Origin of the sequence: Corynebacterium doosanense CAU 212 = DSM 45436 (assembly GCF_000767055.1) — a bacterium.
Classification (GTDB): domain Bacteria; phylum Actinomycetota; class Actinomycetes; order Mycobacteriales; family Mycobacteriaceae; genus Corynebacterium; species Corynebacterium doosanense.
The window spans coordinates 485940-509029 of record NZ_CP006764.1; the positions used below are offsets into that span (position 1 = coordinate 485940).

Annotated in this window: 18 protein-coding genes and 4 tRNA genes; 20 read left to right on the plus strand and 2 right to left on the minus strand. The window is 64.4% G+C overall.

Annotated features, from left to right (window positions below):
• Positions 1 to 114 precede the first annotated feature (114 nt).
• From CDOO_RS02475 to CDOO_RS02520, 10 genes are all read left to right on the plus strand, one after another.
• Positions 115 to 1134, plus strand: coding sequence for a polyprenyl synthetase family protein (locus CDOO_RS02475; RefSeq protein WP_018021333.1), 1020 nt, complete (start codon positions 115 to 117; stop codon positions 1132 to 1134).
• A gap of 64 nt (positions 1135 to 1198) precedes the next feature.
• Positions 1199 to 1280, plus strand: a tRNA-Tyr gene (locus CDOO_RS02480).
• 173 nt (positions 1281 to 1453) lie between these two features.
• Positions 1454 to 1526: transfer RNA gene (locus tag CDOO_RS02485), tRNA-Thr, on the plus strand.
• Between the two features lie 44 nt (positions 1527 to 1570).
• A tRNA-Met gene (locus tag CDOO_RS02490) sits at positions 1571 to 1644 on the plus strand.
• Positions 1645 to 1725: 81 nt separating this feature from the next.
• Positions 1726 to 1801, plus strand: a tRNA-Trp gene (locus CDOO_RS02495).
• A gap of 24 nt (positions 1802 to 1825) precedes the next feature.
• Positions 1826 to 2158, plus strand: coding sequence for a preprotein translocase subunit SecE (secE, locus tag CDOO_RS02500; protein WP_018021332.1), 333 nt, complete (start codon positions 1826 to 1828; stop codon positions 2156 to 2158).
• Positions 2159 to 2236: 78 nt separating this feature from the next.
• Entirely contained in the window at positions 2237 to 3127 is an 891-nt protein-coding gene (gene nusG / locus CDOO_RS02505; RefSeq protein ID WP_018021331.1) for a transcription termination/antitermination protein NusG, read from the plus strand.
• Positions 3128 to 3289: 162 nt separating this feature from the next.
• Complete coding sequence (rplK, locus tag CDOO_RS02510) at positions 3290 to 3718, plus strand: 50S ribosomal protein L11 (protein WP_018021330.1); 429 nt, start codon at positions 3290 to 3292, stop codon at positions 3716 to 3718.
• Positions 3719 to 3790: 72 nt separating this feature from the next.
• Positions 3791 to 4501, plus strand: a complete 711-nt coding sequence (gene rplA / locus CDOO_RS02515; protein ID WP_018021329.1) for a 50S ribosomal protein L1 — start codon at positions 3791 to 3793, stop codon at positions 4499 to 4501.
• Positions 4502 to 4643: 142 nt separating this feature from the next.
• Positions 4644 to 6053, plus strand: coding sequence for a phytoene desaturase family protein (locus CDOO_RS02520; protein WP_018021328.1), 1410 nt, complete (start codon positions 4644 to 4646; stop codon positions 6051 to 6053).
• Between the two features lie 214 nt (positions 6054 to 6267).
• Here CDOO_RS02520 and CDOO_RS02525 read toward each other — a convergent pair whose 3' ends face one another.
• Positions 6268 to 8253, minus strand: a complete 1986-nt coding sequence (locus CDOO_RS02525; protein WP_018021327.1) for a PTS sugar transporter subunit IIABC — start codon at positions 8251 to 8253, stop codon at positions 6268 to 6270.
• A 337-nt stretch (positions 8254 to 8590) separates the two neighbouring features.
• Between CDOO_RS02525 and rplJ the strand changes: the two genes are divergently transcribed.
• Positions 8591 to 9109 (plus strand): 50S ribosomal protein L10, encoded by a 519-nt coding sequence (rplJ, locus tag CDOO_RS02530; protein ID WP_018021326.1) that lies wholly within the window; start codon positions 8591 to 8593, stop codon positions 9107 to 9109.
• Between the two features lie 70 nt (positions 9110 to 9179).
• On the plus strand, positions 9180 to 9566 hold the full coding sequence (gene rplL / locus CDOO_RS02535; protein WP_018021325.1) for a 50S ribosomal protein L7/L12: 387 nt from the start codon (positions 9180 to 9182) through the stop codon (positions 9564 to 9566).
• A 72-nt stretch (positions 9567 to 9638) separates the two neighbouring features.
• Here rplL and CDOO_RS02540 read toward each other — a convergent pair whose 3' ends face one another.
• A complete protein-coding gene (locus CDOO_RS02540; RefSeq protein ID WP_018021324.1) occupies positions 9639 to 10382 on the minus strand; it encodes a creatininase in 744 nt (247 codons plus the stop codon).
• A gap of 111 nt (positions 10383 to 10493) precedes the next feature.
• Here CDOO_RS02540 and pgfA point away from each other — a divergent pair, with 111 nt between their 5' ends.
• From pgfA to CDOO_RS02585, 8 genes are all read left to right on the plus strand, one after another.
• Positions 10494 to 11507 carry a cell envelope lipid trafficking protein PgfA gene (pgfA, locus tag CDOO_RS02545; RefSeq protein ID WP_018021323.1) on the plus strand — a complete coding sequence of 338 codons (1014 nt, stop codon included), beginning with the start codon at positions 10494 to 10496 and terminating at the stop codon, positions 11505 to 11507.
• A gap of 228 nt (positions 11508 to 11735) precedes the next feature.
• Entirely contained in the window at positions 11736 to 15236 is a 3501-nt protein-coding gene (gene rpoB, locus CDOO_RS02550; protein ID WP_026159272.1) for a DNA-directed RNA polymerase subunit beta, read from the plus strand.
• A gap of 104 nt (positions 15237 to 15340) precedes the next feature.
• Complete coding sequence (locus CDOO_RS02555; RefSeq protein ID WP_018021321.1) at positions 15341 to 19354, plus strand: DNA-directed RNA polymerase subunit beta'; 4014 nt, start codon at positions 15341 to 15343, stop codon at positions 19352 to 19354.
• Between the two features lie 165 nt (positions 19355 to 19519).
• Positions 19520 to 20578 carry a hypothetical protein gene (locus tag CDOO_RS02560; RefSeq protein WP_155861287.1) on the plus strand — a complete coding sequence of 353 codons (1059 nt, stop codon included), beginning with the start codon at positions 19520 to 19522 and terminating at the stop codon, positions 20576 to 20578.
• A 126-nt stretch (positions 20579 to 20704) separates the two neighbouring features.
• Positions 20705 to 21298, plus strand: a complete 594-nt coding sequence (locus tag CDOO_RS14135; protein ID WP_018021319.1) for a hypothetical protein — start codon at positions 20705 to 20707, stop codon at positions 21296 to 21298.
• 131 nt (positions 21299 to 21429) lie between these two features.
• Positions 21430 to 22077: a serine hydrolase gene (locus CDOO_RS02570; protein ID WP_018021318.1), complete on the plus strand. Its 648-nt coding sequence runs from the start codon at positions 21430 to 21432 to the stop codon at positions 22075 to 22077.
• A gap of 21 nt (positions 22078 to 22098) precedes the next feature.
• Positions 22099 to 22443 (plus strand): hypothetical protein, encoded by a 345-nt coding sequence (locus tag CDOO_RS13865; protein WP_155861286.1) that lies wholly within the window; start codon positions 22099 to 22101, stop codon positions 22441 to 22443.
• A 348-nt stretch (positions 22444 to 22791) separates the two neighbouring features.
• Complete coding sequence (locus CDOO_RS02585; RefSeq protein ID WP_018021315.1) at positions 22792 to 23079, plus strand: Sec62 family protein translocation protein; 288 nt, start codon at positions 22792 to 22794, stop codon at positions 23077 to 23079.
• Positions 23080 to 23090 lie beyond the last annotated feature (11 nt).

A 23090-nucleotide genomic window follows, 5' to 3' on the forward strand; every position in this document is an offset into this window, starting at 1 on the left:
ACATGATCCCATAATTGTCCCACGGCACGACCCTTGCGTTCGCCGGGGTGCATCTTTGGACTACGGTTAAGGAAAATATTGTCCGTCCCTGAACACTTCTGAGGTACGCCAACTATGACCACCGGCCATAACCCGTCGTCCAGCCACGTCAGCTCCGTGGATCTGGGCGACGCGGACCTCAATGAACGCATAGCGGTGGGGATGGACGAGGTCGAGAAACTCCTCCGGCACGAGCTGGCCAACGGTGAGGAATTTGTCCGCGACAAGGTGCTGCACCTCGCCGAGGCGGGCGGCAAGAGATTCCGCCCGATGATGGCGCTGTTGGCCTCGGAGTTCGGCGAAAGGCCCGGGTGCGGGGATGTCATCAAGGCGGGCACCGTCGTCGAGATAGTGCACCTGGCCACGCTGTATCACGACGATGTCATGGACGAGGCGGAGCGGCGCCGCGGCGTCGAGTCCGCCAACCAGCGGTGGAGCAACTCCGTGGCGATCCTCGCCGGAGACGTCCTCCTCGCCCATGCGTCCCGGGTCATGGGCCAGCTGGACACCCGCACCATCACCCACTTCGCGGAGACCTTCGAAAAGCTCGTCACCGGTCAGATGCGCGAGGCGCTCGGCTCGCGGGACCGCACCGGCGCGGTCGACCACTACATGAAGGTCATTGAGGAGAAGACCGGGGTGCTCATCGCCTCCGCGTGTTTCCTCGGGGCCCTGCACTCCGGTGCCAGTGAGGAGCGTATCGACGCCCTGTACAAGCTCGGCGGAATCATCGGGGTGGTCTTCCAGATAGTGGATGACATGATCGACATCTACTCCGACCCGGACGACTCCGGCAAGACCCCGGGCACGGATCTGCGTGAGGGAGTGTTCACCCTCCCGGTCCTCCTCGCCATGGAGGAGGACTCCGACGTCGGTCGCGAGCTCACCGGGATGCTCACCGGCCCGCTCACGGACGAGGCCGACGTTGAGCGTGCCCTGCGCCTGCTGGAGGAGTCCTCCGGGCGTCAGCGCACCCTGGAGGTTGTGCGCGAGTACCTCGCGCGTGCCGATGAGCAGTTTGACCGCCTACCCCAGATCCCTGCCACCATGGCGCTGCGTCAGCTCGGGGAGTTTACGGTCAGCCGCGTCGGCTAGAAACCTCGTTGGCCTGCGGATTTGCGGGTCAAGGTGGCTGTCGTAGTAGAGTAATCAACCGCACGCCAGGTTGCCCGAGCGGCCAAAGGGAGCGGACTGTAAATCCGCCGGCATTGCCTTCAGAAGTTCGAATCTTCTACCTGGCACAGTTGCACACCCGCCCGAATCTCACACCAGAGATTCGGGCGGGTTTGTTTTTGTGCCGGGGCGGGGAGGGCGTCGAGAAGCGTCGTTTTTATGGGTTAACCTGCCGATTTGTGTAGCCCAAGGTGGTCGGGTTAATCTTTTCAAGGCTTCAGCGAGCAATCAAAGAAGCCGCGCCCCCTTAGCTCAGTCGGTAGAGCGTCTCCATGGTAAGGAGAAGGTCAACAGTTCGATTCTGTTAGGGGGCTCTGTTATTTTTTGCCCGAGGTTTCGGGCGGAAGATGGCGATCATGGCGGTGTAGCTCAGTTGGTGAGAGCGCGCGACTCATAATCGCGAGGTCGAGAGTTCGAATCTCTCCATCGCTACCGTGATCCCGTCGGTCGTTGAGGCTGGAGGGATCCGACCTCTGGTAGGGTAACCAGGTGCTGTTCGATCGAGCAGCACAGAGGGGCGTGGCGCAATTGGTAGCGCAACGGTCTCCAAAACCGTAGGTTGCAGGTTCGAGTCCTGTCGCCCCTGCCAGTTTTTCTAATCCGAGGAGTGTCGTTGAGCGAGGACATCAGCCCGAAGGATCCCGGCGCAGTCCGGCCCACCGGTAAGCGTCAGCTGGCCGGAGAGAGCACTGTCTCGACGGACACCTACGCCGCCAAGCGCGGCCAGGTTCAGCGCCCGAGCGGCGACGATGACACCCCGGGTGGTGGCGTGGCCGCATTCCCGGGCGAGGTCGTGTCCGAGGTTCGCAAGGTCATCTGGCCCACCGGCCGGGAGATGGTCATCTACACCACCGTCGTCTTCGCGTTCCTCATCGTTCTCACCGCCCTCGTGTGGGGAGTGGACCAGCTCGCCTCCCTCGGAGTTGAAGCCGTGCTCACGCCGTAGTACACTCCACTTTCAGAACATCCCGCCAGATCCCGCAAGGGACGGCGGGATAATTTATTGCCGATGAGGGAGTGTCTAATGAGCGAAGAAAACACCGAGAACACCGAGAACACCGAGAACGCCCAGCCGATCGAGGAGCAGCACGTGCAGGAGGCTGACATCGAGATCGTCGAGAACGCTGAGGCAGCAGCTGATACCGAGGCTGGCGCCGAAGCTGGCGCCGAAGCCGACGCCGAGGGCGCCGAAGCCGACGCCGAGGGCGGCGACGCCGTCGCCAACGCCGCGGCAGCCCTCGGGGACACCGAGGAGACCGACGCGGACTCCGAATACCGCCGCCGCCTGCGTGAGTTCACCCGCGAGCTGAAGAAGCAGCCCGGCCAGTGGTACATCATCCAGACCTACTCGTCCTACGAGAACAAGGTGAAGACCAACATCGACATGCGCTCGCAGACCCTTGAGGTCGAGGAGTACATCCACGAGGTTGTCGTGCCCATCGAGCAGGTGGTTGAGCTCAAGGACGGCAAGAAGAAGCTGGTCAAGCGCAAACTGCTCCCCGGCTACGTGCTCGTGCGCATGGAGATGAACGACCGCGCCTGGTCCGTCGTCCGCGACACCCCGGGCGTGACCAGCTTCGTCGGCAACGAGGGCAACGCCACCGTGGTCAAGCACCGCGACGTCGCCAAGTTCCTCATGCCCAAGACCGCCCCGACCACCGAGGGTGAGCTCGCCACCACGAACGAGGAAGGCGAGATGGTCATCGCCATGCCGGAGCAGCCGGACGTTCCGAAGTTCGCCCACGACTTCCAGGTCGGCGACGCCGTCACCATTCTCTCCGGTGCGCTGGCGTCCGTCTCCGCGAACATCTCGGAGATCGATCCGTCGACTGGCAAGATCCAGGCGCTCGTGTCCATCTTCGGCCGCGAGACCCCGGTCGAGCTGACCCCGGACCAGATCGAGAAGATCAACTAGATTTGGCCAGCTAGCGGGGCTGCCGTACTCTGGATCCCCGTGTGCCCTCCCGGGCACAGCTACAGACACTATCCCCGGTGGCCCGCGTGAAGCGGGCATCCGGACGGGGCCCGTCATCATCGTGACGGTTTCTGCCCCGGTACCACGGAAAGAGGTAATTCGATGGCAAAGAAAAAGGTCACCGGCCTGATCAAGCTCCAGATCCAGGCTGGCCAGGCTAACCCGGCACCGCCGGTCGGCCCGGCGCTCGGTGCGCACGGCGTCAACATCATGGAATTCTGCAAGGCCTACAACGCCGCCACCGAGTCCATGCGCGGAAACGTCATCCCCGTCGAGATCACCGTCTACGAGGACCGCTCCTTCGACTTCAAGCTGAAGTCCCCGCCGGCCGCCAAGCTCCTGCTCAAGGCCGCTGGCCTGCAGAAGGGCTCCGGCGTTCCCCACACCGACAAGGTGGGCAAGGTCACCTGGGATCAGTGCAAGGAGATCGCTGAGACCAAGAAGGAAGACCTCAACGCCCGCGACATCGAGGCCGCTGCGAAGATCATCGCCGGCACCGCCCGCTCCATGGGCATCGAAGTCGAAAACTAGTAACACCCCCAAACCGTGGAAGGGCCAGCTCCGGCCCGCTAACCACAACAATTCACGAAGGAATTGATTCACATGAGCAAGCAGTCCAAGGCATACAAGGAAGCCAAGGCCAAGGTCGACGCCGACAAGCAGTACCACCCGCTTGAGGCCGTCGCACTGGCCAAGGAGACCTCCTCCAAGACCCACGACGCCACCGTTGAGGTCGCCATGCGCCTCGGCGTTGACCCCCGCAAGGCTGACCAGCTGGTCCGCGGCACCGTCTCCCTGCCCAACGGCACCGGCAAGACCGTCCGCGTCGCCGTGTTCGCCGAGGGCGAGAAGGCCACCGAGGCCGAGGCCGCTGGCGCTGACATCGTCGGCACCGAGAACCTGGTCGAGCAGATCACCGCCGGCACCATCGACTTCGACGTCGCCATCGCGACCCCGGATCAGATGGCCAAGGTCGGTCGCGTCGCTCGCGTCCTGGGCCCCCGCGGCCTCATGCCGAACCCCAAGACCGGCACCGTCACCAACGATGTCGCCAAGGCCATCGAAGAGGTCAAGGGTGGCAAGATCACCTTCCGTGTCGACAAGGCTGCCAACCTGCACGCCATGATCGGCAAGGCCTCGTTCGACGCCGAGAAGCTGGCGGAGAACTACGGCGCACTGCTCGACGAGATCCAGCGCGTCAAGCCGTCCTCCTCCAAGGGCATCTACCTCAAGAAGGTCACCGTCTCCACGACGAACGGCCCCGGCATCGAGGTTGATCCCTCCGTGCAGAAGAACTACACCCAGCAGGCGTAATTCTTCTCCGGCCTGATCCCCGAACCCGACAAGGGCTCGGGGATTTTCGCTTTTCGACGACCGTTTCTACCCATTCGAACAGACATGCTCCCCGTCGGCCCGAACACTGAGGTAGTTCTCGTCGCCGCTCTATCGTGGAGGAATGAACAGGAACGCAGTGGTGGTCGGCGGCGGCCACAACGGCCTGACCGCGGCGTGTTTCCTCGCCCGGGAGGGCTGGCAGGTGGACGTGTTCGAGCGCGCCCCGGTCGTCGGCGGCGCCGCTACATCCGGGCCGGCGCTGGGGGAGGGGACCATCGTCGACTTCGGTGCGGCGGCTCATCCCTTCGGCGTGGCCAGTCCCGCCTTCCGGGAGTTGGGGCTGGTCATTCCGTGGCGGCGCTCGGCATATCCCATGGCACACCCGCTCGACGACGGGGAGGCGGCGGTCCTCGCGCCGGATCTCGAGGCCACCGCGCGGGGCCTTGGGAAGGACGGCGCCGCCTGGAAAGCGGTGCACGGACACATCGTCCGCGGGATCGACGAGCACCTGGAGAACTTCCTCGGCCCGGTGCTGCGCCTTCCCCCTCATCCGCTTCGGATGGCCGCGTTCGGTATTACAGCGCTTCCCCCGGCCAATGCCCTGTCGACGGCACTGTTTCGCACTCCGGAGGCTCGCGCGCTGCTGGCCGGCAGCGCGGTCCACGCCATCACCCCGCCCTCGGCGCCGCTGACCTCCGCCTTCGGTCTGCTCTTCGGAGCTCTCGGGATGACCCGGGGTTGGCCAGTCGTCGAGGGCGGCACCGGGGTGATCTCGACACAGCTGGAGTACCTGGCGATGAGCCTCGGGGTGCGGATCCATACCGAGGTGGAGGTCAGTGATCTCCGAGAGCTGCCCCGTGCTGACGCCACCATCCTCAACCTCACTCCTTCCCAAGTCAGGCGACTAGAGGGTTTGGAGGTACCTGGTGCGACGAGGCGTCGATTAGCGCGGTGGAAATCCGGGGCCGGCGTGTTCAAGGTGGACTACCTGCTGGACGGGCCGGTGCCGTGGAACGACGATCGGGTCGGCCACGCGACCACCGTTCACGTCGGGGGAACGGCCGAGGAGATCGACGCAGCGGAGCGGGAGGCGGCGGCAGGAAAGCTTCCCGAGCGGCCGTTTGTCATGGTCTGTCAGCAGAGCGTGGCTGATCCGTCGCGCGGGCCGGTGTTGTGGACGTACGCGCACGTACCCAGCGGATATGTGGAAACTCGGCCGGGGGAGGTGTCCGGGCTGATAGAGGCGCAGATCGAGAGGTTTGCGCCGGGATTCCGGGACCGGATCGTCTGGCGGCGGGTTTCCTCGCCGGCGCAGCTTGGGGAGTGGGACCCCAACCTCGCCGGCGGGGACATCGCGGGCGGCTCCATGGCGGGGCTCGGGGCGCTGCTGCGGCCCGGGTTCACCGCGCGGCCCTACCGGTTGGGCCCGGATCTGTATCTCGCGTCCGGCGCCACTCCTCCGGGGGCCGGAGTGCACGGGATGCCGGGAATGTGGGCGGCGAAAGCAGTGCTCCGGGACCTGGAGGAGTAGGTCTCGGTGGGAATCTTGGCGCGGGGATCGTCCAGACGTCTGGACTGCAGGGCGATAGAAACTAGCGCTGAATCCCGCTAGACGGTCAGGATCTAACCGGGGATCGTCCAGACGTCTGGACTGCAGGGCGATAGAAACCTGTCCCGCGCGGCGCGGCCGAGGCAGGATCCCGTCGCAGAATCGTCCAGACGTCTGGACTGTACGGCGATAGAAACTACCGCTGGACCGGCTCCCGGCTGCCCAGCCGCACCTTCTTCACCTCGCGGGATTTCTCCGCATCCGAGTCCTTGAACCCGAAGAAGTAGGTGAGCAGGAACGAGGTGACCAGGGCAGCGCCGGAGGCGATGAGGAAACCCCAGAAGCTGGAGTCGAGCCCCTCCGGGTTGACGAACGACGAGAATCCGATGAGCGAACCCGTGAAACCCCACATGTTGACGTTGAGCAGGCCGGTGAGCAGACCGCCGACCGCACCGCCGATGGAGGCGGTGATGAACACCCGGCCGTACTTGAGGTTGACGCCGTACATCGCCGGCTCGGTGATACCGCACAACGCAGAGATGGCGGCGGGGCCGGCGAGGCCCTTGAGCTTCTCCGCCTTCGTCTTGATGAACACCGCGAGCACCGCACCGCCCTGCGCGACCATCGTCGCGGAGATGATGGCATTGAGGTAGGAGTGGCCGGTGGAGGCGATGTCCTGGGCGACGAGCGGGATGACCGCCCAGTGCAGACCGAAGATGACCAGGGCCTGGTAGAAACCACCGATGAGCAGCCCGGAGATGGTGGGGGACAGGTCGTAGACACCCTGGATGGCGGACGCGATGCCGGTGGAGATGAACATGACCACCGGGCCGAGGAGCAGCAGGATGATCAGCGAGACGATGACCACCTCGAGCAGGGGCACGAAGATCATGCGCAGGATGTTCGGCACCACTCGCTTGAGCCAGGGTTCGATGCGCGAGGCGACCCAGGCGGCCACGATGATGGGGAAGATCGAGTACGAGTAGTTGGCCATGTGGAAGGGCAGGCCGAAGAGGTCGGCGTTGAGCGGCATGCCCAGGACCTCGTTCGGCGCGCCGGACTCGGCCAGTTCCATCATGGAGGGGTACGTGAGCACGCCGCCGATGATCGCCACGATGACGGGGTCCGCGCCCAGGCGTTTGGCGGCGGTGAAGCCGACGAAGATGGGCAGGAAGAGGAACACCGCGTCGCTCATCGCGTTGATGATGACGAAGGTGTCGGACGTGTCGTCGATGACGTCGAAGGTCATCAGCAGCGACAGGATCCCCTTGATGATTCCCGAGGCAGCCAGCAGTCCGATGATGGGGATCATCGACGCGGTGATCACGCCGATGACCTCGGAGAAGCCGTACTTCACCCAGCCCCACGGGCTGGTCGGGCGGGGTTTGTCCGGCTGAGTTTCGCTGGCCACCTCGGTCCCGAGTTGGTCCGTCACCGCGTCGTAGACGTCCTCGACGTCCGCGCCGATGACGACCTGGTACTGGCCGCCGGCGCGGACCACGTCGATGACGCCGTCGAGATCCGAGACAAACGCATCGTCGGCCCGGGACTCATCCTGGAGGTAGAAGCGCACGCGGGTGATGCAGTGGGTGACGCTGCGGACGTTGCCCGGGCCGCCGATGCCCGCGATGATGTCCCGCGCGGTGGCGTCGTGGCCGGTGAGCGTATCGACGGGAGCGGGCACAGGCTCTACGGGCGCGGCCGCGACAGGATGAGCTTCCCGGGGAAACGCGACGGCCACCGGGTCGCCCGCGGATACGGTGCCGGGAATGACCTCGAGGGAGTCCAGCTTCTTCTTGGTGTTGGTCACGATGACCACGGTCGTCGTGTCCTTGCCGGCCTCGGTGATGGCCGCGACATCCATGGTGGCGAGCTTGTCGCCGGCCTCGACCGTGTCGCCCTTGGCCACGGAAACTTCAAAGGGGCGGCCCTCCAGCTCGACGGTGTCGATGCCCAGGTGGACGAGGAACTGCAGCCCCTCGTCGGTGCTGATGCCGATGGCGTGGCCGGTCTTGGCCACCATGATGACGGTGCCGCTCACGGGGGCCAGCACATCGCCGCCGCTGGTCCCGGCGATGGCGAAACCGTCGCCCATCTTCCGGGAGGCGAAGACGGGATCGTTGACGTCACCGAGGTCGATGACCTTTCCGTCTATGGGGGCAAGTACGTGGGTTCCGCTCATGGGGGAGACACCTTCCGGAAGTATTGAGGATCACGCATAGGTTTGTGTGTCGCCCGCAGAGCGCCAACGATTTGGGTTGTTCAGCCCGCACCGCTAGAGTCATGCACGAAGTTTGAATGACTGGCTAACAGTCTCACTCAAGTTTCACCGAAGACCGTCGGCCATCTCTCGTCAAGAGAGATCGAAGGTGTCCGAAGTACAGCGGACCGGCCCACGCAGGAGACACTTGTGAGGTCGCCCGAAAGGGCGGTTTCGCCCCGTGCCTGCTGCACGGGGCATTTTTGTGTCCCGGCGGATCATACAGATACGAGATACAAGGGAAAGGAGGCGTTGGTACATGGCAAACCCGAAGAACACTGCGGATCTCGCGGCTCTTAAGGAGAAGTTCAGCGCAGCTGACTCGGTCTTCCTCACGGACTACCGTGGCCTGACCGTCGCACAGATCCAGGATCTGCGCGGCCAGCTCGGCTTCGACGTTGAGTACCACGTCGCCAAGAACACCCTTCTCAAGATCGCTGCTTCCGAGCAGGGTATTGAGGGTCTTGACGAGCAGCTCGTCGGCCCGACCGCCGTCGCCTTTATCAAGGGCGAAGCGGTTGACGCTGCCAAGGTGTTCAAGAAGTTCGCCACCGGTCACGACGCACTCGTGATCAAGGGCGGCTACATGGACGGCAACGCACTCTCTGCCGACCAGGTCAAGGCCATCGCCGAGCTGGACTCCCGCGAGACGACCCTCGCGAAGCTGGCTGGCGCTATGAAGGGCAACCTGGCGAAGGCCGCGGCAACGTTCAACGCCCCGGCCACCAAGATGGCGCGACTCGCTGTCGCACTGCAGGACAAGCAGGACGCCGCGTAACCACGCGGCAACCACCACATAACTACCGACCGGCACCCGCACCGGGTGCCGTCAAAGAAAGGATGCCACCATGGCTAAGCTTTCCAAGGACGAGCTCATCGAGGCTTTCAAGGAAATGACCCTCATCGAGCTCTCCGAGTTCGTTAAGGAATTCGAGGACGTCTTCGACGTCGAGGCTGCCGCTCCGGTCGCCGTTGCCGCTGCAGGCGGAGCTGGCGATGCCGGCGCTGCTGTCGAGGAGAAGACCGACTTCGACGTCGTCCTCACCGACGCTGGCGCCAAGAAGATCGGCGTAATCAAGGCTGTCCGCGAGATCGTCTCCGGCCTGGGCCTGAAGGAAGCCAAGGAGCTCGTTGAGTCCGCTCCCAAGGCTATCCTCGAGGGTGCCAACAAGGACGACGCTGAGGCTGCCAAGGCTAAGCTCGAAGAGGCCGGCGCTTCCGTCGAACTCAAGTAAGCACCGCTTACTTACTCCCCGCTCTCGCCACTTCGGTGGTGGGGCGGGGATTTTTTCTGCCCTGCCGGGGCGCTACCCGGCAAACTCCCGTGCGCAGATCGCGGCGATCTCCGACACGGAGGCCTCGAAGAGGAGCCGGCCCTTCTCCGCGGTGGCGGCGGCTGACGGTGCGAGTGCGCCGTGGGCCGGGATGTCTCCCTCGGCGAGGGGGAAACGCAGGTACGCCGGCGCCGCGAACCCGGAGTCCCCGGGTATCAGCTCTTCCCTGACCAGGTGCGGGGCCAGATGCATCATCAGCGAGGTCTCGGTGAGCGCCGCGTGTTCCAGCTCCCAGCCGGGGAACCGCCCGGAGTCGAAGAGGCTATGCAGCACGTCACCCGGGACGGGGTCCCACCAGGAGGATGCGAGCACCTTCAGCCCTTCAGTGGGAGGCAGGGAACCCAGCGCATCGACGATCGCCCCCTGGTTCTCGTAGTGGGCGTTGAGCACGAGAATGCACCGGAAGCCGTCGGCGATGAGCTCGCCCACGATGTCCGCGATCGCCGCCGTCAGTGCCCCAAAGGACAGGTCGATGGTGCCCGGGAACAGCGAACCCCCGCCGCTGTAGGGGGCCGAGCGGTATCCGTACGCCAGTGCGGGCAGGGCGATTCCGTCGATGTCACGGGCGACGGCCTCAGCTATCGACGCCGCGATCACCGTGTCCGTCGACAACGGCAGATGCGGTCCGTGCTGTTCGCAGGAGCCCACGGGCAGGATGGCCACCCGGCCGGTGCTTGCGCGGAAGTCTTCCCAGGTCATGTCCGAGGCGTGCGTCATGGTCGCCCAATGTAGGTGCGGGGCGGGTACCGGTGGCCGGGCCACGCCGGGGAGGCGCTGGGCGCGGCGTCGATACGTTTTTCCCGCGTCGTTCACGCTAGACTCGCCCGCATGCTTCCGAAGTCCCGCATCATCTCCGCGCTCCTCGTCGGCCTCGGCCTCGCGCTGATGGTCGCGGGGCTGATCGCGCCGATGGTGCTGACCACGGACGGACGGCTGCCGCTCGACCTCGAGGACACCACGTGGACCATCACCGACGAGAACGCCACCAGCGCGCCGAAGTATGACGCCCAGGCACGTCCCCGGCAGGCGCCGGTCTCCCATCAGCTGCACCTGCAGATCCAGGACCCGGCCAACGAGGACACCGCCACCGTGCGGGTCGGCAGCTCGTGGCTGTACCCCGTGAACGAACAGCTGCTCTCCGCGCAGACGTGGAGCTACGTCATGGACCGGGTCAGCGGCCTGGCGGAGTCGCCGGCGGCGCTGACACACACCATCGGCACGCCGCCGGCGGAGGTTCCGCTGGAGGGCAACTGGCTGAAGTTTCCGGCCGACGTCGAGCAGACCACCTACGACGTGTTCGACGAGACGCTGCGGCGTGCCTACCCGGCCGTGTTCGTAGACCAGTCGGAGATCGACGGCCGCGAGGTGTACCACTTCCGCCAGGAGATCGCGCCCACCAATGTGGCCACCTCCTACGCCGACATGTTCAACACGCGGGTCACGCCGACGGCAGAGGGCGGCACGGAGCAGTCCTACCTGCACCACGCCGCGACCCGTGAGCTGTGGGTCGACCAGATCACCGGCCTGGTGGTTGACGTGGATCTGCGCGTCGAGGACTACTACGCAACGACCTCCGGCCAGCGCACCGGCGATGTCCTGCTCTTCGACGGCTCGATGAGTGACGAGCAGACGTCGCAGCTCATCGACGCCGTCTCCGGGGTCCGCGGCGAGTCCACCACGCAGATGTGGCGGTGGGCCGCGATCATCCTCGGGGCGTTGATCGCTCTGGCCGGAGCTGCCGGGGCGTTCCTGTCCGGCCGGCGGGGCCGGGAAGAAAAGTTGCCGGGGGAGCCGGAAACGGTGGTAGCATCCCGCAGTAGCCGGAGGGCGACGCGCGGGTAGATTGTCCCCTTTACATGGGGTCGACAATGGTATAGGGTATTTCTTTGCGCTGGAATTCGTCTCTGGTTATACATGGACCTCGTCGATGATCTTTCTCAGAAAGAGATTTGACAAGGTGACTTTGTGCTTTCCGGGGACGGTTATTCCACAGCAGACCAAATGCTAATTTTACCAGCGGTTATCCCGGATTCCTGTCACTTTCCGCACAGGGATCGGCAACCGCGTGAGGTGCTGGAAGGACCCATCTTGGCAGTCTCCCGCCAGACCAAGTCAGTGGCCGAAATCCCCGGAGCTCCGACTCGGTACTCGTTCGCAAAGATCACCGAGCCTGTAGCAGTCCCGGGTCTTCTCGATCTTCAGCTCGACTCCTTCTCATGGCTCATCGGCACGCCCGAGTGGCGCGCCCGCATGCAGGAAGAGCGCGGGGCAGATGCCACCGTGACGAGCGGACTCGAGGATATTCTTTTTGAGCTGAGCCCGATTCAGGATTACTCGGGCACCATGTCCCTGTCTCTCTCCGAGCCGCGCTTCGAGCCGGTCAAGCACACGGTGGACGAGTGCAAGGACAAGGACATGAACTACTCCGCGCAGCTGTACGTCACCGCGGAGTTCATCAACAACGAGACGCAGGAGATCAAGTCCCAGACCGTCTTCATCGGCGATTTCCCGCTGATGACCGACATGGGAACCTTCATCGTCAACGGCACCGAGCGTGTCGTCGTCTCCCAGCTCGTGCGTTCCCCGGGTGTGTACTTCGACCAGTCGATCGACAAGTCGACCGAGCGCCCGCTCCACTCCGTCAAGGTCATCCCGTCCCGCGGCGCATGGCTGGAGTTCGACGTCGACAAGCGCGACACCGTCGGTGTGCGCATCGACCGTAAGCGCCGCCAGCCCGTCACCGTGCTGCTCAAGGCGCTGGGTTGGACCGAGGAACAGATCAAGGACCGCTTCGGTTTCTCCGAGCTCATGATGTCCACGCTCGAGTCCGACGGTGTCGCAAACACCGACGAGGCCCTGCTGGAGATCTACCGCAAGCAGCGTCCGGGCGAGCAGCCCACGCGTGACCTGGCGCAGTCGCTCATCGACAACGCCTTCTTCCGCGCCAAGCGCTACGACCTCGCACGTGTCGGCCGCTACAAGGTCAACCGCAAGCTCGGCCTCGGCGGCGACCACGACGGTCTGATGACGCTGACCGAAGAGGACATCGCCACCACCATCGAGTACCTCGTGCGCCTGCACGCGGGTGAGCGTCAGATGACGTCGCCGACAGGGGAGAGCATCCCGCTGAACACGGACGACATCGACCACTTCGGTAACCGTCGTCTGCGTACCGTCGGCGAGCTCATCCAGAACCAGGTCCGTGTGGGCCTGTCCCGCATGGAGCGTGTCGTGCGCGAGCGCATGACCACGCAGGACGCGGAGTCGATCACCCCGACCTCGCTCATCAACGTGCGTCCGGTCTCCGCGGCCATCCGCGAGTTCTTCGGCACCTCGCAGCTGTCGCAGTTCATGGACCAGAACAACTCCCTGTCCGGCCTGACGCACAAGCGTCGTCTGTCGGCGCTCGGCCCGGGCGGTCTGTCCCGTGAGCGCGCCGGCATCGAGGTCCGAGACGTTCACCCGTCCCACTACGGCCGCATGTGCCCGATCGAGACCCCTGAGGGCCCGAACATCGGCCTGATCGGTTCGCTGGCTTCCTACGCCCGCGTCAACTCCTTCGGTTTCATCGAGACCCCGTACCGTCGCGTCGTCGACGGCCGTGTCACTGACGAGGTCAAGTACCTCACCGCTGACGAAGAGGACCGCTACGCCATCGCCCAGGCCTCGATCGAGCAGGACGCCGACGGCAACATCACCGAAGAGCGCATCGAGGTCCGCATCAAGGACGGCGACATCGCCGTCACCGACGCCCAGGGTGTCGAGTGGATCGACGTGTCCCCGCGCCAGATGGTCTCCGTCGGTACCGCGATGATTCCGTTCCTCGAGCACGACGACGCCAACCGTGCCCTCATGGGTGCGAACATGCAGAAGCAGGCCGTTCCCCTGGTCCGCGCCGAGGCCGCCTACGTGGGCACCGGCATGGAGCAGCGCGCCGCCTACGACGCCGGCGACCTCGTCATCACCCCGAAGTCGGGTGTGGTGGAGAACGTCTCCGCCGATGTCATCACCATCATGGACGACGACGGCGTGCGTGACTCCTACATGCTGCGCAAGTTCCAGCGGACCAACCAGGGCACCAGCTACAACCAGTCCCCGCTGGTCAGCCTGGGCGAGCGCGTCGAGGCCGGTCAGGTCATCGCCGACGGTCCGGGCACGAAGAACGGCGAGATGGCCCTCGGCCGCAACCTTCTCGTCGCCTTCATGCCGTGGGAGGGCCACAACTACGAGGATGCGATCATCCTCAACCAGCGTGTGGTCGAGGACGACATCCTCACCTCCATCCACATCGAGGAACACGAGATCGATGCCCGCGACACCAAGCTCGGTGCCGAGGAAATCACCCGTGAGATCCCCAACGTCTCCGAGGACGTCCTGCGCGACCTCGACGACCGCGGCATCGTCCGCCTCGGCGCCGACGTGCGCGACGGCGACATCCTCGTGGGCAAGGTCACGCCGAAGGGCGAGACCGAGCTGACCCCGGAGGAGCGCCTGCTGCGCGCCATCTTCGGTGAGAAGGCCCGTGAGGTGCGCGACACCTCGCTCAAGGTCCCCCACGGCGAGACCGGCAAGGTCATCGGCGTGCGTCGCTTCTCCCGCGAGGACGACGACGACCTGTCACCGGGCGTCAACGAGATGATCCGCGTGCACGTGGCCCAGAAGCGCAAGATCCAGGACGGCGATAAGATGGCCGGCCGCCACGGCAACAAGGGTGTCGTGGGCAAGATCCTGCCGCCCGAGGACATGCCCTTCATGGCCGACGGCACCCCGGTGGATATCATCCTCAACACCCACGGTGTCCCGCGTCGTATGAACATCGGCCAGGTCCTGGAGATCCACCTCGGTTGGCTCGCCCACGCGGGCTGGACCGTTGATCCCGAGGACCCGAAGAACGCCGAGCTCATCAAGACGCTGCCGGAGGAGCTCTACGACGTCCCGCCGGAGTCGCTCACCGCCACCCCGGTGTTCGACGGCGCCTCCAACGAGGAGCTCACCGGCCTGCTGGCCAACTCGAAGCCCAACCGTGACGGCGACGTCATGGTCGACGCCTCGGGCAAGACCAGGCTTTTCGACGGTCGTTCAGGCGAGCCGTTCCAGTACCCCATCTCCGTGGGTTACATGTACATGCTCAAGCTGCACCACCTGGTCGACGAGAAGATCCACGCCCGTTCCACCGGTCCGTACTCCATGATCACCCAGCAGCCGCTGGGCGGTAAGGCACAGTTCGGTGGCCAGCGTTTCGGCGAGATGGAGGTGTGGGCGATGCAGGCATACGGCGCCGCCTACACCCTGCAGGAGCTGCTCACCATCAAGTCGGATGACGTGGTCGGCCGCGTGAAGGTCTACGAGGCCATCGTCAAGGGCGACAACATCCCCGACCCGGGCATCCCGGAGTCGTTCAAGGTCCTGCTCAAGGAGCTGCAGTCGCTGTGCCTCAACGTCGAGGTCCTGGCCACTGACGGCACCCCGATGGAGCTCACCGGCGACGACGACGAGGACGAAGCCGGCTCCTCGCTGGGCATCAACCTGTCCCGCGACGAGCGCGCTGACGCCGACTCCGACATCGCCTAGGTAGTTCTCCGGCTCCCCCCTTTCTCCGGGGGGAGCGCATCACCACAGCTAGTTCTCATAACAGTCATTCGATCCCTCCACGAAGGAGGGTGAAAGGGAGTTACGTGTTCGACGTAAACCTCTTCGACGAGCTCCGCATCGGCCTGGCCACCGCCGACGATATCCGTCGTTGGTCCAAGGGCGAGGTCAAGAAGCCCGAGACCATCAACTACCGCACCCTCAAGCCGGAGAAGGACGGGCTCTTCTGCGAGCGCATCTTCGGCCCCACCCGGGACTGGGAGTGCGCCTGCGGCAAGTACAAGCGCGTCCGTTACAAGGGCATCATCTGTGAACGCTGCGGCGTCGAGGTGACCAAGTCCAAGGTTCGACGCGAGCGCATGGGCCATATCGAGCTCGCCGCGCCCGTCACCCACATCTGGTACTTCAAGGGTGTGCCGTCCCGCCTGGGCTACCTGCTCGACCTTGCCCCCAAGGATCTCGAGCGCATCATCTACTTCGCCGCCAACATCATCACCTCCGTTGACGAGGAAGCACGGCACAACGACCAGTCCACTCTCGAAGCAGAAATGCTCCTGGAGAAGAAGGAAGTTGAGTCCGAGGCGCAGTCCGAGATCGCCGAGCGTGCAGCCACGCTCGAGTCCGACCTCGCTGAGCTCGAGGCCGAGGGCGCGAAGGCGGATGCCCGTCGTAAAGTGCAGAACGCCGCGGACAAGGAGATGCAGCACATCCGCGAGCGCGCCGAGCGCGAGATCGACCGCCTCGACGAGATCTGGCAGACGTTCCTCAAGCTCTCCGTCAAGCAGATGATCATCGACGAGACCATCTACGAAGAGCTCGTCGATCGCTACGAGGACTACTTCACCGGCGGAATGGGCGCCGAGTCGCTCCAGACCCTCATGCGCAACTTCGACCTCGACGCCGAGGTCGAGGAGCTCACCCGCGTCATCAACGAGGGCAAGGGCCAGAAGAAGATGCGCGCGCTCAAGCGCCTCAAGGTCGTCGCCGCATTCCAGCGCTCGGGCAACGACCCGGCCGCCATGGTGCTCGACGCCATCCCGGTGATCCCGCCGGAGCTGCGCCCGATGGTGCAGCTCGACGGTGGCCGTTTCGCCACCTCGGACCTCAACGACCTCTACCGTCGTGTGATCAACCGCAACAACCGCCTCAAGCGCATGATCGAACTCGGCGCGCCCGAGATCATCGTGAACAACGAGAAGCGCATGCTGCAGGAATCCGTCGACGCGCTCTTCGACAACGGCCGCCGCGGCCGCCCGGTCACGGGCCCCGGCTCCCGTCCGCTGAAGTCGCTGTCCGACCTCCTCAAGGGCAAGCAGGGACGTTTCCGTCAGAACCTGCTGGGCAAGCGCGTGGACTACTCGGGCCGTTCCGTCATCATCGTCGGTCCGCAGCTCAAGCTCCACGAGTGCGGCCTGCCCAAGCTCATGGCTCTCGAGCTGTTCAAGCCCTTCGTGATGAAGCGCCTGGTCGAGAACGACTACGCGCAGAACATCAAGTCGGCCAAGCGCATGGTCGAGCGTCAGCGTCCCGAGGTCTGGGACGTGCTCGAGGAGGCCATCTCCGAGCACCCGGTCATGCTCAACCGTGCACCGACCCTGCACCGTCTGGGCATCCAGGCGTTCGAGCCCAAGCTCGTCGAGGGCAAGGCCATCCAGCTGCACCCGCTCGCGTGTGAGGCCTTCAACGCCGACTTCGACGGTGACCAGATGGCAGTCCACCTGCCGCTGTCCGCCGAGGCGCAGGCCGAGGCCCGCGTGCTCATGCTGTCCTCGAACAACATCCTGTCCCCGGCATCCGGCAAGCCGCTGGCCATGCCGCGCTTGGACATGGTCACCGGTCTCTACTTCCTCACCATGAACAAGAACGAGGACGAGATCGGCGGCCAGGGTGGCTACCGCGCAGCAGGCAAGGATGATCTGGGCCAGGGCGTGTACTCGTCCTACGCCGAGGCCATCATGGCCCGCGACCGTGGTGTCCTTGGCCTGCAGGCCCCGATTCAGGTCCGCATCGACCACCTCCGCCCGCCGGTGGAGCTCGAGGCGGAGCAGTTCCCCGACGGCTGGCAGAAGGGTCAGAGCTGGACTGCTCAGACCACTCTCGGCCGCATCATGTTCAACGACCTGCTGCCGTGGAACTACCCGTACCTCGAGGGTGTCATGGTCCGTAAGGGCGGCGGCAAGGGCAACGTGCTGCTCGGCGACGTCGTCTCGGAGCTGACCAACAAGTACCCGATGATCACCGTCGCGCAGACGCTGGACAAGCTCAAGGACGCCGGTTTCTACTGGGCGACCCGCTCCGGCGTGACCATCACCATGTCCGACGTTCTGGTTCTCCCGAACAAGACCGAGATCCTCGAGTCTTACGAGAAGGAAGCCGAGAACATCGAGCGCAAGTACTGGGACATGGGTGCCCTCACCGAGCGCGAGCGTTACGATCGCCTGGTCGAGCTCTGGCAGGACGCCACCAACACGGTGGGTCAGGCCGTCGAGGCCCTGTACCCGGACGACAACCCGATCCCGATGATCGTGAAGTCCGGTGCGGCCGGCAACATGCGTCAGATCTGGACCCTGGCCGGCATGAAGGGCATGGTCGTGAACTCCAAGGGTGACTACATCACCCGCCCGATCAAGACCTCGTTCCGCGAGGGCCTGTCGGTCCTGGAGTACTTCAACAACTCGCACGGTTCCCGCAAGGGCCTGGCCGATACCGCACTGCGTACCGCCGACTCGGGCTACCTCACCCGTCGTCTGGTCGACGTCGCGCAGGACGTCATCGTCCGCGAGCTCGACTGCGGCACCCGCCAGGGTGTGCGTGTCCCCGTCGCTGAGGCGCTTCTCGACGCCTCGGGCAAGCCCTCCGGCTACGTCCGCGATTCGCTGGTGGAGACGTCCCTCTCGGGCCGAGTCCTCGCTGGCGACCTCAAGGACAACGACGGCAACGTCCTCTACGAGACGGGCACCGACGTCACCGAGGAGCTCATCGACGAGCTCGTGGCCAAGGGCATTGAGCAGGTCAAGGTGCGTTCCGTGCTCACCTGCCAGACGCCCACCGGCGTCTGCGCCAAGTGCTACGGCAAGTCCATGGCCTCCGGTCACCTCGTCGACATCGGCGAAGCCGTCGGCATCGTGGCTGCGCAGTCCATCGGTGAGCCGGGCACCCAGCTGACCATGCGTACCTTCCACCAGGGTGGTGTCGGCGGCGATATCACCGGCGGCCTGCCCCGTGTGCAGGAGCTGTTCGAGGCCCGCGTTCCCAAGAACCGCGCCCCGATCGCCTCTGTCGCAGGTACCGTCCAGCTCGAGGACCAGGGCAACTTCTGGACCCTGCACCTCACCCCCGACGACGGCGGAGACGACGTCATCTACGAGAAGCTGTCGAAGCGTCAGGGCCTGGCACAGGTCCGTCGCCCGATGGAGTCCAACCCGCAGGCGATGATCGAGCGTTCGCTGACCGACGGCGACCACGTCGAGGTGGGCGACCGCCTCCTGCGTGGCGCTGCCGATCCGCACGACGTGCTCGAGGTCCTCGGTCGGCGTGGTGTGGAAAAGCACCTCATCGACGAGGTCCAGGCCGTGTACCGCACCCAGGGTGTGGCCATCCACGACAAGCACATCGAGATCATCATCCGCCAGATGCTGCGCCGCGGCACGGTCATCGACTCCGGTTCCACGGCATACCTGCCGGGCACCCTCGTCGACCTGTCCGAGGCCAAGCAGGCCAACGCGTCGGCCATCGCCGACAACGCCCAGCCTGCAGAGCTGCGTTCCGAGATCATGGGCATCACGAAGGCCTCCCTGGCCACGGAATCCTGGCTCTCGGCTGCCTCCTTCCAGGAGACGACCCGCGTGCTCACCGACGCTGCGATCAACAAGCGCTCCGATCAGCTCGTCGGCCTCAAGGAGAACGTGATCATCGGTAAGCTGATCCCGGCCGGTACCGGCATCTCCCGATACCGCAACATCACGGTCCAGCCCACCGAAGCAGCCCGCAACGCCGCATACTCGATCCCGACCTACGGTGATTCGATCTACGGCGACGAAGGCTACGGAGAGTTCACCGGCGCATCCGTGCCGCTGGATGAGCACTTCGACATGCGCTAACCTTCGCGCACGCAGTGAACCCCCAGTTCCGACCCTCGTGGTCGGGGCTGGGGGTTCTTGCGTTTTGGGGGAGAATCCCCGTTTATCCAGTACAAGCGGGTAAGCGGCTTTATGCTCAGCGGAGTACTTGACAATCGGATTCCCCAAAATTCAGGAGCGCTACCCGTGTCCTCTCCATTCGATACTCCGTTTAAACCGCCCTCCAGACCGGGCGTTCCCCCTGCGCAGTCGACCGGTGAAAAGCCGGACTGGAAGGCCGCCGTGAAATGGGCGGGACTCGCGCTGCGGGAGCGGCCGGGGAAGTGGTTGTGGCTGGTGTTTGTGTTGGCGTTTTTGCTCCGGATGCCTTGGGGAGCGGACGTCTTGCTTTCAAACTTGACGGACCAAGGAGAGGGGTGGCCAGAAGAGCTTGGTCTAATTGTGGCCTTACTCTTCCTGATGTTGCTGCTTCCAATGATCTCCTTAGCGGTAGTAAGAATTCACGAGTCCGCGGCCAGGCAATTGAAAAGAGACGGGCTCGTCGCACGGGTGCCGCATGCTTCCCGTGTGACAGGCTTTGGCTGGTTGTGCACGTTTTCGGTTGCAGTGGTGTTGACGGTGGCGCTTATCCCGGTTCTCATTCCGGAGGTAGCTCGTAGAACTTTCTGTTACACCCATACTTGGTCTCGGGACATCGACACACGGTGCGGCGACAATTTCAATTACGTAGTCGAGCCAAGGGATCAAATGATCGCGATGGTAGTGGTTAGCGTCGTGGTCCCACTGGTTGGTTACCTCATCTATGGCGTAATGATCGAGGACCGGAACCTTAAAAGATCTGCGGCAAATGCACTTCAACTTGGGGTGAGGAACTATCGCTGGACCGCGGCGACGCAGGCTGTAGTCATGGTCGTAACTGTTGTCGCCTTTGTTCTCTACCGCTTGCTCGAATGGGGAGTGGATTCTGCGCAGGACAATCTTCTGGAGGCTGTGCATAGAAGCAACCTTGGGTGGGATCTCACAATGTTCGCCTCAGGATTTGTTGGCTATTCACTCGCCTTCGCCGTCGGCCTGGGCATCCCGATCCTCTTCGCAGCGCTGATCTGGGCGCACCTCTCTTACCAGGCCGGAATCTTCGACCGCTTCCGCGGGCCTTCGACCCAGATCTCTGCCGGCAACCCGCTGCAGAACCTCGGGTATCAGCGCCAAGCGCCAAACGGATACCGTTCTTCCCCGTTCGGGTGAAGAAACGCATACACTGCACCGTTATTTGCTGATTAAAATTTCTGACGTTTCTGTTGCAGCGGGACGTCGTTAAGCCATCATCCAACTTTCACCCGCTCGAATGCGGGAAACCAAGGAGTATTTCGCATGTCCTTCAACAACAACCCCTTCGACCAGGGGAACAACTTCCCGCCCACGACCTCCTTCCCAGCGTCGGAGCTGTACCCCCAGGGGCTGGGTGGCCCGCAGGCGGGGAAATCGGGGCCGGGGCCCGCGGTGTGGGTTGCTATCGCGGCGGTGGTGGCTGTGGTCATCGCGGTGGTGGCTGCGGTGCTCATGCTGGGAGGGAACAAGGCGGATAGCTCCTCCGCCGCAGATCCGACTGTGGTCAGGCAGACGTCTGCCCAGGTCGCGTCAAGCTCAACGGCTCCGGCCCCGGCCCCTGCACCTGCTCCTGCCCCCGCTCCGGCTCCGGCACCTGCTCCGACTCCCGCGGCGCAAATCCCGTCGTACGCGCAGTCGGTAGGAAACGGCATCTCGCTCTCGGGCCCGACCTCAACCTCGTTTGCCCTGCGTGTGGGCGCTGCCTGGCGGTCCACCTACGGCTCCAACTACAGCGGGAACGGCAGTTTGAGCGTCTACAGCCCGGTCACGGGTGGTACATACAACATGTGGTGCACCAACTACTCGTCGTACGTGCACTGCTCCGGCGGCGACAACGCAAACGTGTACATCCAGTGATGGCCTCAAGAACGGCCGTAGCACTGGGGGCCGCGTTGTTGCTCGGTGGTTGCGCACAGGCACCGGAAACACAGCCCGCGGAATCGGTGGCTCCGCCCGCCGATTCTGCTGCAGCGGCCGAACTTCAGCACATGGTCGCCGCCCTAGAGCAGGAGATGCACGCGCAGATCGGAGTCGTCGTGCTCGGGCCGGAAGGGGAACAGTCCGCGGGCTCGCTGACACCCGGACCGGCGTGGTCGACCATCAAGGTTCCGCTGGCGATTGCGGCACTGCGGGCGAACCCATCGTTGTCCCACCTCGCGGGTTCCGCCATTACGGTGTCCGACAACGCCGCCGCCCAACAGCTGTGGGGCAGCCTGGGAGGGGGAGCAGCCGCGGCGGAAGCCGTAGAAGCAGTTCTCCGGGAGAGCGGCGATGACCACACCCAGGTCAACGAACAGGTGACACGCCCCGAGTTCAGCGCCTTCGGCCAAACCGGGTGGGCGCTGGAGGATCAGGCGGCGTTCGCCCGGCACCTTTCTGCGTCGACAGGCGCGGCGGAGATAGAGGTGCGAAACTACATGGCGCAGGTGGCAAGTTCTGATTCCTATGGCCTCGGGGAGCTTGGCGACGCCCACTTCAAAGGTGGCTGGGGACCCGAGCTCAATGGTGCCTACCTCACCCGTCAGTTCGGGTACTCGGGAGACACAGCCATCGCGGTTGCGACCATCCCCGCCGACGGGTCCTACGCCAGCGGGCAACAGGTGCTGTCCGAACTGACCAGACGCCTCAATCTCTAACAGGAAGAACCGGGAAACTTCATGACGTTCAAAGGAAACAGCCCCTTCGGCTCGCCCTCGCAGCCGGGACCGATGGCTTCCGGCCCCTCGCCTCTGCCCCCGCAACGGCCGAGCGCGGCGGTGACCCCTCGGGCCTCGTCAAACTGGGTCACGGTGGCCTGGATCGTGGCGACGGCCATGCTCACCGTGGTCCTCGGCGCGGGTGCCGCGTTTGTGGACAACTCCCGGGGCGGCTCTACCGCCGGCGAGACCGGTGAAGTGACCTCGGTCCCATTCGTGCCGCGCGAGCAGACGGGGGAGTCGGAGGAGTCGGAGGCGACAACGCCGACGGTCCCGACGGTAACGCCTAGTACGACCGCCCTCTGATCACACCCTCGGCTGCACCCCGGATTGTTCCTCCAATGGTCATGTGGGAAACAGTTACCCGGGTCGGTTATGTGCACTAATGTCTATTTAAACATTTTGGTTTCCTGAACAGGAATATTTTAAGAAAGCGATGTACGAGTGACTTCTCCGTTTGATCGTCGGCCTTCCGGGCCGAGTTCAGCCCAGCAGCCGTCCGGCAGCTCTCCCTTTGCAGGTAATGGGCCGTTCTCCAGTAGCTCGTTCTCAGGTGAGCCAGCAGCTCCCGCGCCGGCCGAGAGTTCCCCGAGCCCGGCTGCGGCGCCCCTGAAGCCGGCGTCCGGCCCGTGGCTTCCCCTCATCGCCGCTGTAGTGAGCGCGGTCGTCGGCCTGGTGTGCGCGCTGATCGCCCAGTTCAGTTCTCTGACCGCCACCTCCACCACCTACGCCACGCTCGCGGGCATCGGGTGGCTGCTCTGCGGTGTGTTCGCCCTTGTACTGCTGGGGATCTATTCCATCCAGGACAACAAGATTCGTGCGGGATCTTTCTATGTCAGTAATCCCGCGCACTCCGCCGTCAGGGGTATCACCCTCGGCCTGGCCATGCTCGGCGTCGTTCTCGCCGCAGTGGAAATCGCTCTATTCGTTTCGAAGCTGTAAAGGATGAACGC